The organism is Microcoleus pseudofavosus SVA1_A4 (assembly GCF_036700565.1).
Lineage (GTDB): Bacteria > Cyanobacteriota > Cyanobacteriia > Cyanobacteriales > Microcoleaceae > Microcoleus.
In genome coordinates this window covers 37,147-52,134 of record NZ_JAUBPE010000010.1, presented here as the reverse complement: position 1 = coordinate 52,134, position 14,988 = coordinate 37,147, and the positions used below count along the sequence as shown (strand labels likewise).

Genomic DNA, 14,988 nt, shown 5'->3' with positions numbered 1-14,988 from the left:
AATTTAATCGTCGATTATTTGGCGATAGTGTGCTAACCTTGAAGCAGTTTATAGTCTAAAAATATTCATTCATCCCTAATAAAAACCGATCGTTACAAGTGCTAATTCTACTTTTCTACGCTGGGAATGACCTCTACGCGATCGACAGTTCGTACATTGTTGAGGTAATTCCACGAGTCAATCTCAGAAAGCTACAGCACGTACCAGAATACGTGGCCGGTTTGTTTAACTACCGGGGAGTAGTCTTGCCAGTGATCGACCTGTGCCATTTGATCCAAGGTACACCGAGCAGATCGCACCTCAGTACCCGCATCATGATCGTCAAATATCCCCGCCCGAACGAATCGGTACAATACTTAGGGCTGATGGCAGAGCGAGTGACAGAGACACTCAGTATATCAAACCTAGATATTAGGGATTCCAGCATTCGGGTTGAGGAAGCACCCTACTTAAGCGGCACGATTGTCGATGAAAAACGGATTATTCAATGTGTCCAGCTTGAGCGACTTTTCAGCGATGAGCGACATACTTACTTGCTGATGGGTGAAGAAACTTAATCAAAAAAAGTGCTGATAAAAATGTGCTGAAAAATCAGAAAGATTAAACCCTTAATCGAATCCGCTCCCATTCGTTCACCTTACCAGTATTAATTTCTCACCCCCCAAACTACATGTTGAACAATATCACTACCCGCATCATACTGGGCTTCTCAGTGCCGCTCCTGTTCATGATTGTGCTCGGCTCCATACTGTTGTCGGGGATTGACCAATTAGTCAAATTGCAGTCAAATTCAAAACAAGTCGCTGAGAACATCAGTTCTACAGATGCGTATACTTATGATGTCACTAGGATTATCGCCAGTATCCGAGGATATGCTCTTTATCCTAAGGATCAGTACTATCGTGGGACTTATACTAACGCGCAAGAAAGTATGCTTCTGAACAAGCAGGAATTGGCAAAGGTGGTCGATTCAGAGGCGCGAGAAGCAGTCAGCGCAATCCTCCAGATTGGCGATGAATACGATCGCGTTGCAGCAACTGTTTATCCCCTAGTCGATGCCGATAAGCTAAATGAGGCGAAACAACAAATTTTAATTCCCCGTGTTGCCAGACTTAATGAAGCCAGCATTCGGTTACATAAAATTTTGGCAGCCCGACTGAGTGCGAATTTACAGGAAGCCGAGAAAGCCAAGCAGTTTGAGACTATGGCGATCCTGTGGGGAACGCTGCTGACGATGGCGGCAACGGTAGCGAGCGCCTTATGGGTGGCGGCGCTGGCTGTGCCAATCCGACGAGAGCTTCCAAGGGTGGTGCAAGCAGCAGAAAAGATTGCTGATGGAGATTTACAGCAAATAATTGAGCTAAACAACGATGGTAGCGAAGTTGGCAAGTTGATGACAGCATTTCACTATATGTCTAAAAAGCTGAATTCGCTGATTCTCCAGATGCAAAAATCTGGAGTGCTGATCAGCACTTCCGCAACTGAGATTGCAGCAGCCGGTAAAGAGTTAGAAGCCACCGTTACAGAACAGCTCGCTTCAACCAATGAAGTGAGTGCGACCTCGCAGGAGATTGCCGCCACTTCTAGAGAGCTAGTCAAGGTGATGGACCAGGTTGAGCTGATGGCACAATCTACAGCAATTGCTGCTGGTGCCAGTCAAAATGACTTAAACCGGATGGAAACGGTAATGCGCCAACTTTCAAATGCGACTACTTCCATTGCCACTAAACTTGGCGTCATGAATGAAAAGGCAAACAATATTAACAGTGTTGTGACTACCATTAACAAGGTTGCCGATCAGACCAACCTACTGTCGCTAAATGCCGCGATCGAGGCAGAAAAAGCTGGAGAATACGGGGCCGGCTTCGCAGTTGTAGCACGGGAGATCCGCCGATTGGCTGACCAAACCGCCGTCGCCACTCTGGAAATTGCTCAGATGATCAAGGAGATGCAGTCGGCAGTTTCTACTGGCGTAATGGAAATGGATAAGTTTAATAAATCTGTTGTTGATAGCGTTGCCGATGTCACCAAGATTAGCGATCAGGTTGCTCAGGTAATTCAGCAGGTGCAAGGATTGACCCCGCGTTTTGAGCAGGTGAGCCAGAGCATTGAGGAGCAATCGATGGGAGCACAACAGATTAGTGAAGCGATGGGGCACCTGAGTCAAGCATCTCAGCAGACGGTGGACGCTTTACGGGAGACGAACAGTGCTGTAGGGCAGCTTGATGAGGCAGCAAATGGATTACGATTAGAAATTTCTCGATTCAAAACCGCTTAGGCTTACAGATGGTACTATCTGCGATCGCGACATTACTGAGCAAAACTATAGGCTTAGACCCCGATACAATTGGCTCCAACCGGATTGCCAGAGCAGCCGAGAATCGTCGAGTCTGCTGTAAATTGCCTGACCTGAAGAGCTATTGGGCACGGTTACAAACCTCCGCTTTAGAATTAGACGAGCTGATCGAACTGCTCGTCGTGCCAGAGACTTGGTTTTTCCGAGATGGCAAACCGTTTGATTACCTGAAAACCTACGTCACCTCGGAATGGCTGCAGTCCCCAAACCGCAATCCGCTCCAACTGCTGAGTGTTCCATCCTCTACTGGCGAAGAACCTTATTCACTGGCGATCGCCCTACTAGAAGCGGGTCTGCATCCGAAACAGTTCGCGATCGATGCGATTGACATTAGTCAGCGATCCCTGGCCAAGGCAAAGCGCGGAGTCTACACCAAAAACTCCTTTCGCGGCGATGTTTGGACAGGCCGAGAGCGCTACTTTCAGCAAACGGCGGAGGGTTACGAACTATGCCAGCCCGTTAGAGGGCTCGTCAATTTCCAGCAGGGGAATGTAATGACCTCTCTGACGCTGATTCAAAAGAAATACGACATCATCTTCTGCCGCAACTTGTTGATCTACCTAAAATCCGAAGTTTGCTCACAGGTATTAGCAGCGCTCGATCGCCTACTCATACCAGGAGGGTTACTTTTTGTTGGAGCGTCTGACACTGGAAAAATTGTCGCAGACAAGTACGCCTCTGTCCGTCAGCCTTTCACATTTGCTTATCGAAAGTCGAAAGCATCGCTTCCAAAACTGGCACCCCTCAATATTACTCAACTCAGACAGGTGACATCTCAACTAATAACTCCTCAAACGATTGCCAAACAATCTTTAGGAGGGAAAATTTACTCGGCGCCAGACACTCAGCAAATCAAAGAATCCGATCCATCTGCGAGTTCAAAGGATTTAAGCCCTGAACCAACATCGTCTCTTGATTTACAAACAGTGAAAAAGTTAGCGGATGACGGGCGATCTGCAGAAGCGATCGCGCTTTGTAACTCGTATCTCGCCCGTCATCCAACGAGTGCGGCTGCCTACACTCTCTTGGGAGAACTGTATCAGGCCCACCAGCAGAGTGCCCAAGCAGAGCGATGTTTTCAACGTGCTATATACTTGGAGCCAACCTCTTATGAAGCGTTAATTCACCTCGCCTTATTGAAGGAAAATCAAGGCGATACAGTAGGGGCAAAAATCATTCGGCAGCGAATTCAGCGCTTGCAGCACAGTCTCAGGACAAAAGCTTAGAAGGGGAAACCTGATATGTTCAAAAATCTATCCATGCAGGCACGCCTCATATTCGCGTTCATGTTCATGGGGCTTTTGGTGCTGATTGTAGCACTGGTAGGTCTGAGCGGCAGTTCTCGCTTGAGCAAGCATATCGACTCGCTAGCCAGCAATAGTGTGCCCAGCATCTCCGGCTTGTGGAAAATTAACGAAGGAAAAACCCAGATCGAATCATCAGAACGTGGCTTGCTGAATATCAATCTAAACAAAGATGCGCGGCAGGCAGAGATCGATCGCATGGATAACGCCTGGAAGCAAATTCAGGAAGGGTTTCAGCAGTACGAAGCGGCTCCTAAGTCTGACGCTGAACAGAAGGCATATAAAGACTTGTTGAATACGTGGGAAGCGTGGAAGAAAGCCCATGAGGAATTTTTGAGGCGTAATATCGAGTTCGAGAGACTGGGAGTTTTCAATCTATTTGAAAATTCAGCGGGGAATCCTGGTTCGGCGATCGCTGGCTACAAAGAGCTTGAGAAGCAAGTTCAGGTAAACCGTCAACCCTTCACAGACGCCACCAATAAACTTTTGGAGGTGTTGAAAATGAATCAGGATTCGACAGCGGAAACAGAACGTGTATCGGCGAAAGATGTTTCTCAAGTCGGATTTTGGGCATTTGTGGCAATCCTGATCGGTCCGGGAACCGCCATCTTATTTGGAATTTTCTTTAGCAACACGATCGCCAAACCTCTAGGAGCCAAAATTGCAGGGGTAGTTGACATTGCTCAAAAGATTTCAGCCGGAGACTTAACCAGCCAAATTTCCCTCGCTGACCAGCAAGATGAAGTGGGTCAATTGCAGAATGCCTTTTACACCATGAATAAAGACCTGAATGCGCTAGTTAACCGCATTCAAAAGTCAGGCAATCAAATCACCAGTTCGGCCGACCAAATTACGGCATCTGGAAGAAACCTGGAAGCAACGGTTACAGAACAAGTTGCTTCAACGAATGAAGTGAGTGCAACGGCTCATGAAATTGCCGCGACATCAAGGGAATTGGTGAAAACAATGGAGCAGGTGGCGGCAATGGCTGAACAGACAACAGTGGCAGCAGGCAACAGTCAAGACAATCTGAACCACATCGATTCTGTGATGCGCCAGTTGCTAGAAGCTACTCAGGTAATTTCCTCCAAGCTGGAAATCATGGACAAACGAGCCAATAATATCAGCAGAGTGGTGACAACCATCACGGTTGTGGCAGATCAAACCAACTTGCTTTCGCTCAATGCAGCACTCGAAGCCGAGAGAGCCGGAGAATACGGCGCGGGCTTTTCGGTTGTGGCGCGGGAAATTCGACGGTTAGCCGATCAGACTGCTGTTGCGACTCTAGAAATTGAGCAGATGATTAAGGAGATGCAATCGGCAGTTTCTACCGGCGTTACAGAGATGGATAAGTTTACCAAGTCTGTAGTTCACAGCGTCGAAGAAGTAGGCAGAATTAGCGAACAAGTTGCCGAAGTCATTCATCAGGTGCAGGGATTGACCCCACGCTTTGAGCAGGTGAGTCAGAGCGTCGATGAACAATCTCAGGGAGCGCAACAAATTAGCGAAGCGATGGAGCATCTGAGCCAAGCATCTCAGCAGACAGCAGGCTCGTTGCGAGAAACCAATCACGCCTTAGAAGAACTTGACGAAGCTACTCATAGCTTAAAGACAGAGATTGCGCGATTCAAAGTGATGGCATAGAACTTGAAAATTGAGAAATTCAACAATGGAAAATTATTTGAATACGGTACCCATACCAAACGATTCTGAATTTGACCATCCCACACTGAACGATTGCTGGAATCAGATTGGGGTGATGGGCGATCGCACCTGTGGCGAACTGAAGACGGTTATTCACTGCCGCAACTGCAAGGTTTACTCGGCGGCTGGACGCAGCTTGCTAGAGCGCAATGCTCCACCAGAATATCTCCAAGAATGGACAGACATCTTGTCAGAAGCTTCCACACAGCAGGTCGGAGTGGGAGAAGGAATGCTAGTTCGAGCCACAGATACCCTTTCTGTAATCATTTTTCGTCTCGGTAGTGAACGGTTAGCATTGCCAGTCAACATTTTGCAAGAAGTAACTCCCCCTTACATCATTCATGCCGTCCCTCACCGCACTAACTCTGTATTTTTGGGGTTGGTCAACATTCGCGGTGAAACACTTCTCTGTATTTCGCTCAGAGACTTACTCGGTTTAGGGCCTGTCGCCGAATCAGCAGATTTCTCCAATACGATTAATCCGCAACGGATGATTGTGGCTGGAAAGAATGACAACAAGTGGGTGTTTCCAGTGGATGAGGTTCATGGAACTTACCGCTTTCATCTCAATGAGTTCAAAGATGCTCCTGTTGTCATTTCCAAAGCATCGGAAGCTTACACCAAAGGGGTCGTTACTTGGCAAGGCAAGAAGATCAACTTTTTGGACTCTGAACTATTCTTTTACACCCTAAGTCACAAGGTTTTTTGACCATGAGCGATGATTCTATGCTGGAGCTATTTAGACAAGAAGCTGAGACGCAGATTGCGATCTTGACTCAGGAACTACTGATCTTGGAAGCCAACCCTCAATCTGAGGATGCACTGGAAGCGCTTATGCGGGCAGCTCACTCGATGAAAGGTGCGGCTCGAATTGTTTCTCTAGATGCCGTCACTAATCTGGCGCACTGGATGGAAGATTGCTTTGTGGCAGCCCAGAGCCAGATCGTCACGTTAGGTTCAGACCAAATTGATGTTTTGCTGCAAAGCGTTGATTTGCTTCAAGGGCTCAGTCAGGTAATGGAAGTCGATTTAGTTGAATGGTTGGCCCAAACAACTGGAGAGTTTGAGAGGTGTTATGAGGCGATCGCGGCTCTGCTACCTCCAGATTTTCGCGATCGTCGCTCAACATCCCTGGTTCCAGCCGATCGAACCTCAGTGCTGAGCCAAAGCGGTCGTCAGGAAATTGCCACGGTTGAGACGAGCGCAATCCCAACGGATAGGGTGGTGCGAGTCTCTGCAGAAAATTTGAACCGGATTATGGGGTTGGCGGGTGAATCGCTGGTTGAGGCAAATTGGCTGCAACCCTTTGCCGATTCCTTTACCGCCCTCAAATCTCGTCAATTAGAGCTTGCCAGACTTCTAGAAACGGTTCATACCACATTAGCGAACACTCCAATTAATTCAGAAAGCCAGCAAGTTCTAGATACAGCTCGACGTAAAGCACAAGAATGTCGGGAAATGCTCACGGATCGCTTGGGTGAACTGGAACTATATGCTCGTCGCACAACCAACTTGAGCGATCGGCTTTACCGGGAAGTGATTGCCTCTCACATGCGTCCATTTATTGATGGAGTACAAAGCTTTCCTCGCATGGTTCGCGACCTAGCACGAGGATTGAATAAGCAGGTCAAGCTAGAGATTGTCGGTCAGTCAACCCCAGTCGATCGTGACATCCTCAAGAAACTGGAAGCACCCCTGACTCACATGATTCGCAATGCGATCGATCACGGAATTGAACCCCCCCAAGAGCGAGAGGCAGCAGGCAAACCGATGGAGGGAACAGTTCGTCTAGAATCATTTCATCGTGGCGGTATGCTGGCAATTACCATTTCCGATGACGGAAGAGGAATTGATATCGAGCGGATGCGCCAAAAGATTATCGATCGGAATTTAGGTTCACCCAAAACGGCTGCTCAACTTAGCGAAGCTGAAATCATCGAGTTTCTGTTTCTACCTGGATTTTCAACAGCCGAACAAGTGACTGAAATTTCAGGACGCGGTGTGGGATTAGATATTGTCAAAAGTATGGTGCAAGAGGTTGGTGGAACGATTCGCGTCACATCTCAATTCCGAAAGGGTACTAATTTTCACTTTCAACTTCCCCTCACGCTCTCAGTTGTCAGGACGCTAATTGTCGAGATTTCGGGTGAACCTTATGCCTTTCCCCTAGCACGAATCGATCAAATTGTCAAACTCGACAAATCGGATATTTATGTTGTGGAAGGTCGCCAATATTTCACTAAAGATGGTCACAATATCGGGTTGATTGCCGCTCACCACGTTCTGGATTTACCGGAGGCTTTCTCCTCCCATGATGCGATCTGTGTAGTTGCGATCAGCGATCAATCCAACGCTTATGGCTTGGTTATAGACCAGTTCTTAGGTGAACGGGATTTAGTGGTGCGTCCACTCGATCCGCGTTTGGGTAAAGTTCGGGATATTAGTGCGTCTGCTCTAATGGATAATGGCTTGCCTGTTTTAATTATGGATGTTTCTGATTTGGTGCAATCTATTGACAACCTCCTCAACAGCGGTCAAATTAAACCTGTTGATGTCAACAAAGCCAAAAAAGAAAAAGGCAACGATCGCCAACGCATTTTAGTTGTGGATGATTCCATTACTGTGCGCGAAATGACCCGAAAGCTGCTGCAAAATCGAGGCTACGATGTGGATGTTGCCGTAAACGGAATGGATGCTTGGATAGCGATTCGGAGCAATCCTTACGACCTTGTATTGAGCGACATCGATATGCCTCGCATGAATGGCATTGAACTTGTCAAGCAAATTAAAAATCATCCCACATTCCATTTGCTTCCGGTCATTATCGTGTCGTACCGCGATGCCGAAGAAGATCGTATTCAGGGTATGGAAGCTGGGGCAGACTATTACATCACCAAAAGCAGCTTCCATGACGACACATTAGTTAACGCGATCGTCGATCTGATTGGACAATAGCCCTTTCAGCAGAGTTAGCTAAGGATGAAGGGTAGGTTAAAAATTATGATTTTCCTACGGAAAGATTTACAGTGGATATATCCACGATCAAATAATGCCTGTAGTTATAATGAGAATTGCGATTGTCAATGATACGGCTATGGCAGTGGAAGCCCTCAAGCGGGTGCTGCTAACCGTTCCAGGTTATGAAGTGGCATGGATTGCACGGGATGGGGCAGATGCGGTTGCCCGCTGCGTCAGAGACACACCCGACTTAATTTTGATGGATCTATTCATGCCAGTCATGGACGGTGTGGAAGCTACCAGCCAGATCATGAAACAGTCTCCCTGTATGATTCTGATTGTGACTGCAAGCGTCGGAAAAAATGCCGGGAAGGTGTTTGAGGCAATGGGGCATGGTGCCCGTGATGCAGTGAACACTCCCGTCTTAGGAATCTCAGGAAGTCCAGAGTCTGCCCAACCGCTACTGACAAAAATTGCGACTATTAGCAAGCTAATTGGCAAATCATCTCAAAGCTCAACTCCAAAACCCCAAACTTCAAAACTTACTTCATTCTCCACACCTTCGAGCCTACTCCCTCCGCTAGTGGCGATCGGCTCCTCAACAGGTGGTCCCAAAGCTCTAGCCGCCATTCTCTCCCGCCTACCAGCAAACTTCGGTGCGGCCATTGCGATTATTCAACATGTCGATATGCAGTTTTCGGCGGGGCTGGTGGATTGGCTGAATCAACAAACACCCTTGACAGTGAAAGTAGCCAAAATTGGCGATCGGCTGGAGAAAGGTATTGTCTTAGTTGCAGGTACTAACGATCACCTCAGTCTTCGTTCTGATTTCACTCTGCATTACACAAAAGAACCGATCGACTATCCCTACCGCCCATCAGTAAATGTGTTTTTTAAGAGTCTTGCCCAATACTGGAACCACAAGGAAACCGCCGTGTTACTGACTGGGATGGGACAAGACGGTGCTGAGGGAATGAGCCTTTTGCGATCGCGGGGATGGCACACAATTGCTCAGGATGAGAAAAGTTCTGTCGTATATGGAATGCCCAAAGCGGCTGTTCAGCTAAATGCAGCGGTTGAAGTTTTGCCTCCTGAAGCGATCGCCGATCGGTTACTTCAGCGAGTCATGTTCAAATAACTCGGTATTCTCAATGTGAACCATGATGAAGCCAAGAGAAAGAAGTAGATGAGCGATACAAATTTGGTAAACTAGACAATCAACTGTAAAGTCACCACTTCCTTTTTACCAAACACGATCGTAGGTTTTTTCTCAATAGTTTTATGAGAGCATTGCTTAAATAGAATATCAAAGAACACTCGCTTACTGAAGTCCCCCGAGTCGCTTAAATTCCAGCCGGAAAGGGACGTAAGTTTTCCGTATCCCGTTTATTTTGTATAATAAAGTAGTTATCTCAGAGAGAAAAAAACAATGGCTGCAAACCAGGCAGACATCGATATTGCCCCATTGATAGACTACGGCCTGATCGACCCCACCGCTACGCCAGAGCAAGTAGAAAACTGTTGCCAACAAGCAGAGAGATTTGGCTTTGTCACAGTTTGCGTGTATCCCGCCTACGTCAGACAAGCAGTTGAGCTGCTGCACGGCAAACGTCCCAAAGTCTGTACAGTTATAGGTTTTCCCACCGGTGCTTCGACTTCAACGGTGAAACTTTACGAAGCTCTAGAAGCAGCAGATAATGGAGCCGTAGAGTTAGATGTCTCCGTTAACTTAGGATTGTTGAAAGCTGGAAGAATCGACCAATTCCACCGGGAATTAGCCCAAATTTGCGAAGAAACTAATCTCACCATCAAAGCAATTATCGAAAGTTCGCTGCTTTCGGATGCCGAAAAACAATTAGCGGCTGAGATTTGCATGGAAGCTGGTGTGGCTTACATCAAAACCAACACAGGCTTTTTTGGTCCGGCGAAAGTTGACGATGTGCGACTGCTGAAGGAAGTTACTAAGGGCAGGATCGGGATTAAAGCCGCCGGCGGAATTCGCACTCACGAACAAGCTCTAGATTTGGTAGTAGCTGGGGCAACTCGTTTGGGGACTTCTCGCGGCCCTGAATTAATCCGCCAGCGAGATAATCTAGATAATCGTTGACAGTTGACAGTTGACAGTTGACAGTTGACAGTTAACTGTTCGTTGACTGTTGACTTGTATTCATTGGTCATTAATCAATTGTTTATCATCAATTGTTTAAAGGAGTTAATATGGAGAACTTCCCACAGCTACAAGTTTATCAATTACCCGAAAAATTTTTAAACGAAATATGGTTTATTGTTAAAAGATGGGACTACTTTACGAAGGATACGATGGACTAACAAATCGTGAGATCGACTGATAGTGTTGGTGCTAATATTGGCGAAGGACATGGACGCCATAGTTATCAAGATAATCAGCGTTCTGTAAAAATTGCCAGAGGTTCATTAAACTAAACAAGACACTGGTTAATAATTGCCTATGCTCCTAATCTTTTAACTCAATAATAGAGGGAGGGATTGCATCCGTTATTGAAGGAACTTTCACCAAAACTTAATGCCTATCTTAACTCACTAAAACAAAAAGCTAAAGGTTAACAGTCAACAGTCAACAGTCAACAGTCAACAGTCAACAGTCAACAGTCAACAGTCAACTAACAAATGATTAGAACTTACAAAGCAACTGGAATCAATCTCAAGAGTGCGCCGATCGGCGAATCCGATCGAGTGCTGACAGTTTTGACGCGGGAATTCGGCTTAATTCGAGCCGTAGCACCGGGTGTTCGCAAACACCGATCGACCATCGGCGGTAGAAGCGAATTATTTGTTGTCAACGAATTGCTAATTGCCAAAGGCCGATCGCTCGACAAAATTACCCAAGCTAGCACCGTAGAATCCCATCCGGGTTTGAGCCGCAACCTCGGGAAACTCTCAGCCGCGCAATATCTGGCCGAATTGGCGATCGCCAGCGCCCTTTCCGACGAGCCCCAAGAAGAACTCTTTTGGTTGCTGGGCGAACATTTGAGCCGTTTGGAGCGTTTGTCCGATCGCACAGAAATCCAATCCGCCGCCGTGCTTGTCGCCCACCTCACCCACGGCATTTTTCACCTGCTAGCCTTAGCAGGCCTCGCGCCCCAAGTCCAAGTCTGCTGCGCCACCAGACACCCGCTCATCCCAAATTTCAGCGATCCGAACTGGCAAACCGGGTTTAGTATACCCTCTGGGGGAACCTTCAGCTTGTCCGAACTCGCTAACCTAGAGGCAGAACTCTCTTCAGAAATCGGTAGCTTGTACAAATCCGCTTCCCGTTCCCGGCAAACGAATGGCAGCAAACACTTGACAAACTTCTTGATTAATGCTAAGGAATTAGCAGCGCTGCAACAGTTGGCAAGTCCAGAACTAGGAGAGGGGATTGCCGATCGAACAACTTGGGTATCTGTCGAAAATATTTTGCGGCAATATGCCCAGTATCATTTAGGTTGCACGATTCGATCGGGAAGCTCGATCGATACCTACTTAGAGAGTTTTGAGTTTTAAATTTTGAGTGTTTAGTTAAATAGGTGAACGAACGATCGTACATCGCACCCCCAGCCTGCGGGATACCCGAACCTGCCGGCCTTTTCAGGTAAATTCTCAAGGTTGTTGCGACATCAGATAATAGATAGAGATAAAGTTACGAGATTATTAATAAACTTAGGGGTTAACACCTCAATTTGAAATCCCCATCCCCCCAACCTCCACCATCCCAGGCCATCCACCCCAAATTCTATGATACGACTGTCCGATTCTGATTTGACAATATCTGTTTTAGCTGTGACCCACCACAAAATGGAAGAACGAGAAAATTTTCCCGATTTTCGCTCGGAACCCGCCTTGGCCGATCGACAATGGAGCAACGCCCAAGACCCAGAAATGGATAAATATCCCACAAAGAAAGAAACAGAGTCCAGCAACGGCAAAAGCCAACAACCAGCAGCAATCCCCCTGCTGCCAACAGCAGAGCTCTCAGAAGCAGTTGCCGAAACTCCCGAAAAAGAAACAGGATTTCTGCCAGTTCTGAAAAACCGAAATTTTCTAGCATTGTGGAGCGGGCAAATTTTCTCCCAACTAGCAGATAAAGTTTATCTCGTACTGACGATCGCCCTCGTAGCCAGCCGCTTCCAAGCGCCCGATCAAACCATCAGCAGGTGGGTATCGGCAATCATGATCGCCTTTACCATTCCCGCAGTGCTGTTCGGGGCCGCCGCAGGCGTGTATGTCGATCGCTGGTCGAAAAAAGCAGTGCTCGTAGCCACAAACCTGCTGCGGGGAGCCTTCGTTTTAACATTACCCGTGCTGCTGTGGCTCTCTGACGGGTGGGAACTCGGTCAACTGCCGCTCGGATTCTGCTTGCTGCTGCTAGTGACATTCCTCGTTTCGACTCTAACTCAATTTTTCGCCCCAGCAGAACAGTCAGTGATTCCTTTAATTGTGGAACGCCGCCACCTGCTCTCGGCAAACTCCCTCTACACCACAACCATGATGGGTTCGGTGATTATTGGCTTTGCAGTCGGAGAACCCTTACTAGCTTTAGCCGACACCCTATTTACCAACCTCGGCGGCGGACTCGGAATCGGCAAAGAATTAGTAGTAGGCGGAAGTTACGCCTTCGCCGGAGTGCTGTTGCTGTCGATGAAAACAGGCGAAAAAAACGATGCCGAACACGAACCGCCGCACCCCCTAGCAGATTTGCAAGACGGCTTGCGTTACATCAACGATCAACCGAAAGTCCGCAATGCTTTAATTCAACTAATTATTCTCTTTTCCATTTTTGCAGCATTGGCAGTTCTAGCGGTGCGGCTGGCAGAAATCCTCCCCGGTATGAAAGCCTCGCAATTTGGCTTTTTGCTGGCTGCGGTGGGCGTCGGCATGGCTGGTGGGGCGGCGACAGTCGGCTATCTCGGCCACAAATTTTCTCACTCCCAACTGAGTTTAATCGGATCGATCGGCATGGCACTTGCTCTGATGGGCCTTTCTGCATTTACACACCATTTGTGGCTCTCGGTGCTGTTCATTACCCTGTTGGGTTTATTTGCCTCTTTGGTGGGAGTGCCGATGCAGACTACAATTCAAGCAGAAACCCCAGAAGAAATGCGGGGAAAAGTCTTCGGGCTGCAAAACAATGCCACTAATATCGCTTTGAGTTTACCGTTGGCTTTGGCCGGGGTAGCAGAAACATTTCTGGGCTTGCCGACAGTATTTTTGGGTTTAGCAGGATTAGCGATGGCTGGGGGTGTCTTAACCTGGTATATTTTCCGTAGCAGTAAGAGCAAAGTCGATCGACTCCCATAAAATAACAAACTCTGATTTACTGGAATGCACATCGCTTGGTTAGGAAAAAAATCACCTTTTTGCGGTAACGTCACTTACTCCAGGGAAGTCACCAACGCACTGTTAGACCGGGGATACCAGGTCAGTTTCCTGCACTTTGCCCAAGAAGCGGGCCCGCTCGACAGGAACAATACGGCGTGGAGCATGGCAAATGGTTCGTGGGGAAAGGGAATTGCTCAAACCTCATATACCAGTTCGCTCTCGCCCGCGAGTTGCAACGAAGTCTCTTTACCCTGTCACTACAAATCGCAAATTTATACGATTCCCACTCTCAAATCCCGCACAGTGCTGATGAAATCTCTGCGGCGGCTGAAACCCGATGTGGTTCACGCTTCCCTGACGCTTTCGCCTCTAGACTTTCTGCTGCCGGAAATTTGTCAAGAATTGAATTTGCCTCTGGTGGCGACTTTTCACCCGCCGTTCGATCGCAAATTGCGGAATTTGACATCGGGAACCCAACACCTGATGTATCAACTGTACGCTCCGTTTTTGGCTCACTACGACTCAACGATCGTGTTTTCTCAGATTCAGCGGGATATATTGGTGAAGTTGGGAGTGCCGGAAGAACGGGTGGCGGTGATTCCCAACGGAGTGGATGCGGTGAAGTATTCGCCCGGGCCTTCGGGGTTGAAGTCCCAATTAAAAGCCGATCGAATTTTTGTGTACCAAGGCCGCATTGCCCCGGAGAAAAATGTCGAGGCTTTGCTGAAAGCCTGGAAACTGTGCAATTTTGGCCCTGGCAACGTGTTGGCGATCGTAGGCGACGGGCCCCTAGCCGCGTCGCTCCAACTGTCTTACGGCGAAGAGGATGGCATTGTGTGGCTCGGATTTGTCGCCGAGGAGGAACGCCGGATCGAAATTCTGCGGGGTGCAGACGTATTTATTTTGCCTTCTTTGGTGGAGGGACTGTCGCTGTCGCTGCTGGAAGCGATGGCCTGCGGTTTAGCTTGTTTGGCAACGGATGCCGGTGCTGACGGCGAGGCCTTGGAGGAAGGCGCGGGGGTAGTTTTGAACACTCAGCGGGTGCGGAGTCAGTTGCAAACCTTGCTGCCGCTGTTTTGCGATCATCCTGAATTGGGAACGCTGCTGGGCCAAAAAGCTCGACAAAGGGCGATCGAGCGGTACACTCTCAGTCAGAATATTACGGAGTTGGAAAAGCTGTACTCAGAGGTTTTGCAAAAGCAGCGCGTGCCACTTCGGGGGTTGGCATAAAAGATTATGGATTATTTTGGAGTAGGGAAACGGCATTGCCGTGTCCTCTTTGCTCGCTCCCACGCTCTCTCTGGGGATGTAGAATTACCCATAATTAGG

Annotated in this window: 12 protein-coding genes; all 12 read left to right on the top strand. The window is 47.9% G+C overall.

What is annotated here, in order from left to right; translation table 11 throughout:
• Positions 1-98: 98 nt before the first annotated feature.
• Positions 99-557, top strand: a complete 459-nt coding sequence (locus QUA02_RS06570; RefSeq protein ID WP_333026175.1) for a chemotaxis protein CheW — start codon at positions 99-101, stop codon at positions 555-557.
• Positions 558-670: 113 nt separating this feature from the next.
• The gene (locus QUA02_RS06565) at positions 671-2,278 is read left to right on the top strand and encodes a methyl-accepting chemotaxis protein (RefSeq protein WP_333026173.1); all 1,608 of its coding nucleotides are present in this window, start codon (positions 671-673) and stop codon (positions 2,276-2,278) included.
• A gap of 8 nt (positions 2,279-2,286) precedes the next feature.
• Positions 2,287-3,582, top strand: coding sequence for a CheR family methyltransferase (locus QUA02_RS06560; protein WP_333026172.1), 1,296 nt, complete (start codon positions 2,287-2,289; stop codon positions 3,580-3,582).
• 15 nt (positions 3,583-3,597) lie between these two features.
• A complete protein-coding gene (locus QUA02_RS06555) occupies positions 3,598-5,304 on the top strand; it encodes a methyl-accepting chemotaxis protein (protein WP_333026171.1) in 1,707 nt (568 codons plus the stop codon).
• Between the two features lie 370 nt (positions 5,305-5,674).
• Entirely contained in the window at positions 5,675-6,073 is a 399-nt protein-coding gene (locus QUA02_RS33570) for a chemotaxis protein CheW (RefSeq protein WP_445305148.1), read from the top strand.
• 2 nt (positions 6,074-6,075) lie between these two features.
• Entirely contained in the window at positions 6,076-8,319 is a 2,244-nt protein-coding gene (locus tag QUA02_RS06545) for a hybrid sensor histidine kinase/response regulator (RefSeq protein ID WP_333026169.1), read from the top strand.
• 94 nt (positions 8,320-8,413) lie between these two features.
• On the top strand, positions 8,414-9,460 hold the full coding sequence (locus QUA02_RS06540) for a chemotaxis response regulator protein-glutamate methylesterase (RefSeq protein ID WP_333026168.1): 1,047 nt from the start codon (positions 8,414-8,416) through the stop codon (positions 9,458-9,460).
• 291 nt (positions 9,461-9,751) lie between these two features.
• Entirely contained in the window at positions 9,752-10,429 is a 678-nt protein-coding gene (gene deoC, locus QUA02_RS06535; protein WP_333026166.1) for a deoxyribose-phosphate aldolase, read from the top strand.
• A 227-nt stretch (positions 10,430-10,656) separates the two neighbouring features.
• Positions 10,657-10,764: a four helix bundle protein gene (locus QUA02_RS06530; RefSeq protein ID WP_333026164.1), complete on the top strand. Its 108-nt coding sequence runs from the start codon at positions 10,657-10,659 to the stop codon at positions 10,762-10,764.
• Positions 10,765-10,968: 204 nt separating this feature from the next.
• Entirely contained in the window at positions 10,969-11,844 is an 876-nt protein-coding gene (gene recO / locus QUA02_RS06525; RefSeq protein WP_333026162.1) for a DNA repair protein RecO, read from the top strand.
• A 231-nt stretch (positions 11,845-12,075) separates the two neighbouring features.
• Positions 12,076-13,638, top strand: a complete 1,563-nt coding sequence (locus tag QUA02_RS06520; protein ID WP_333026160.1) for an MFS transporter — start codon at positions 12,076-12,078, stop codon at positions 13,636-13,638.
• Positions 13,639-13,662: 24 nt separating this feature from the next.
• Positions 13,663-14,889, top strand: coding sequence for a glycosyltransferase family 4 protein (locus QUA02_RS06515; RefSeq protein WP_333026159.1), 1,227 nt, complete (start codon positions 13,663-13,665; stop codon positions 14,887-14,889).
• Positions 14,890-14,988: the final 99 nt, after the last annotated feature.

What these genes read in the sequence shown, in the direction of transcription:
- QUA02_RS06565 (WP_333026173.1), top strand. Translation starts at nt 671, where the DNA reads ATGTTGAACAATATCACTACCCGCATCATACTGGGCTTCTCAGTGCCG.
- QUA02_RS06560 (WP_333026172.1), top strand. Translation starts at nt 2,287, where the DNA reads ATGGTACTATCTGCGATCGCGACATTACTGAGCAAAACTATAGGCTTA.
- QUA02_RS06555 (WP_333026171.1), top strand. Translation starts at nt 3,598, where the DNA reads ATGTTCAAAAATCTATCCATGCAGGCACGCCTCATATTCGCGTTCATG.
- QUA02_RS06545 (WP_333026169.1), top strand. Translation starts at nt 6,076, where the DNA reads ATGAGCGATGATTCTATGCTGGAGCTATTTAGACAAGAAGCTGAGACG.
- QUA02_RS06540 (WP_333026168.1), top strand. Translation starts at nt 8,414, where the DNA reads ATGCCTGTAGTTATAATGAGAATTGCGATTGTCAATGATACGGCTATG.
- deoC (WP_333026166.1), top strand. Translation starts at nt 9,752, where the DNA reads ATGGCTGCAAACCAGGCAGACATCGATATTGCCCCATTGATAGACTAC.
- recO (WP_333026162.1), top strand. Translation starts at nt 10,969, where the DNA reads ATGATTAGAACTTACAAAGCAACTGGAATCAATCTCAAGAGTGCGCCG.
- QUA02_RS06520 (WP_333026160.1), top strand. Translation starts at nt 12,076, where the DNA reads ATGATACGACTGTCCGATTCTGATTTGACAATATCTGTTTTAGCTGTG.
- QUA02_RS06515 (WP_333026159.1), top strand. Translation starts at nt 13,663, where the DNA reads ATGCACATCGCTTGGTTAGGAAAAAAATCACCTTTTTGCGGTAACGTC.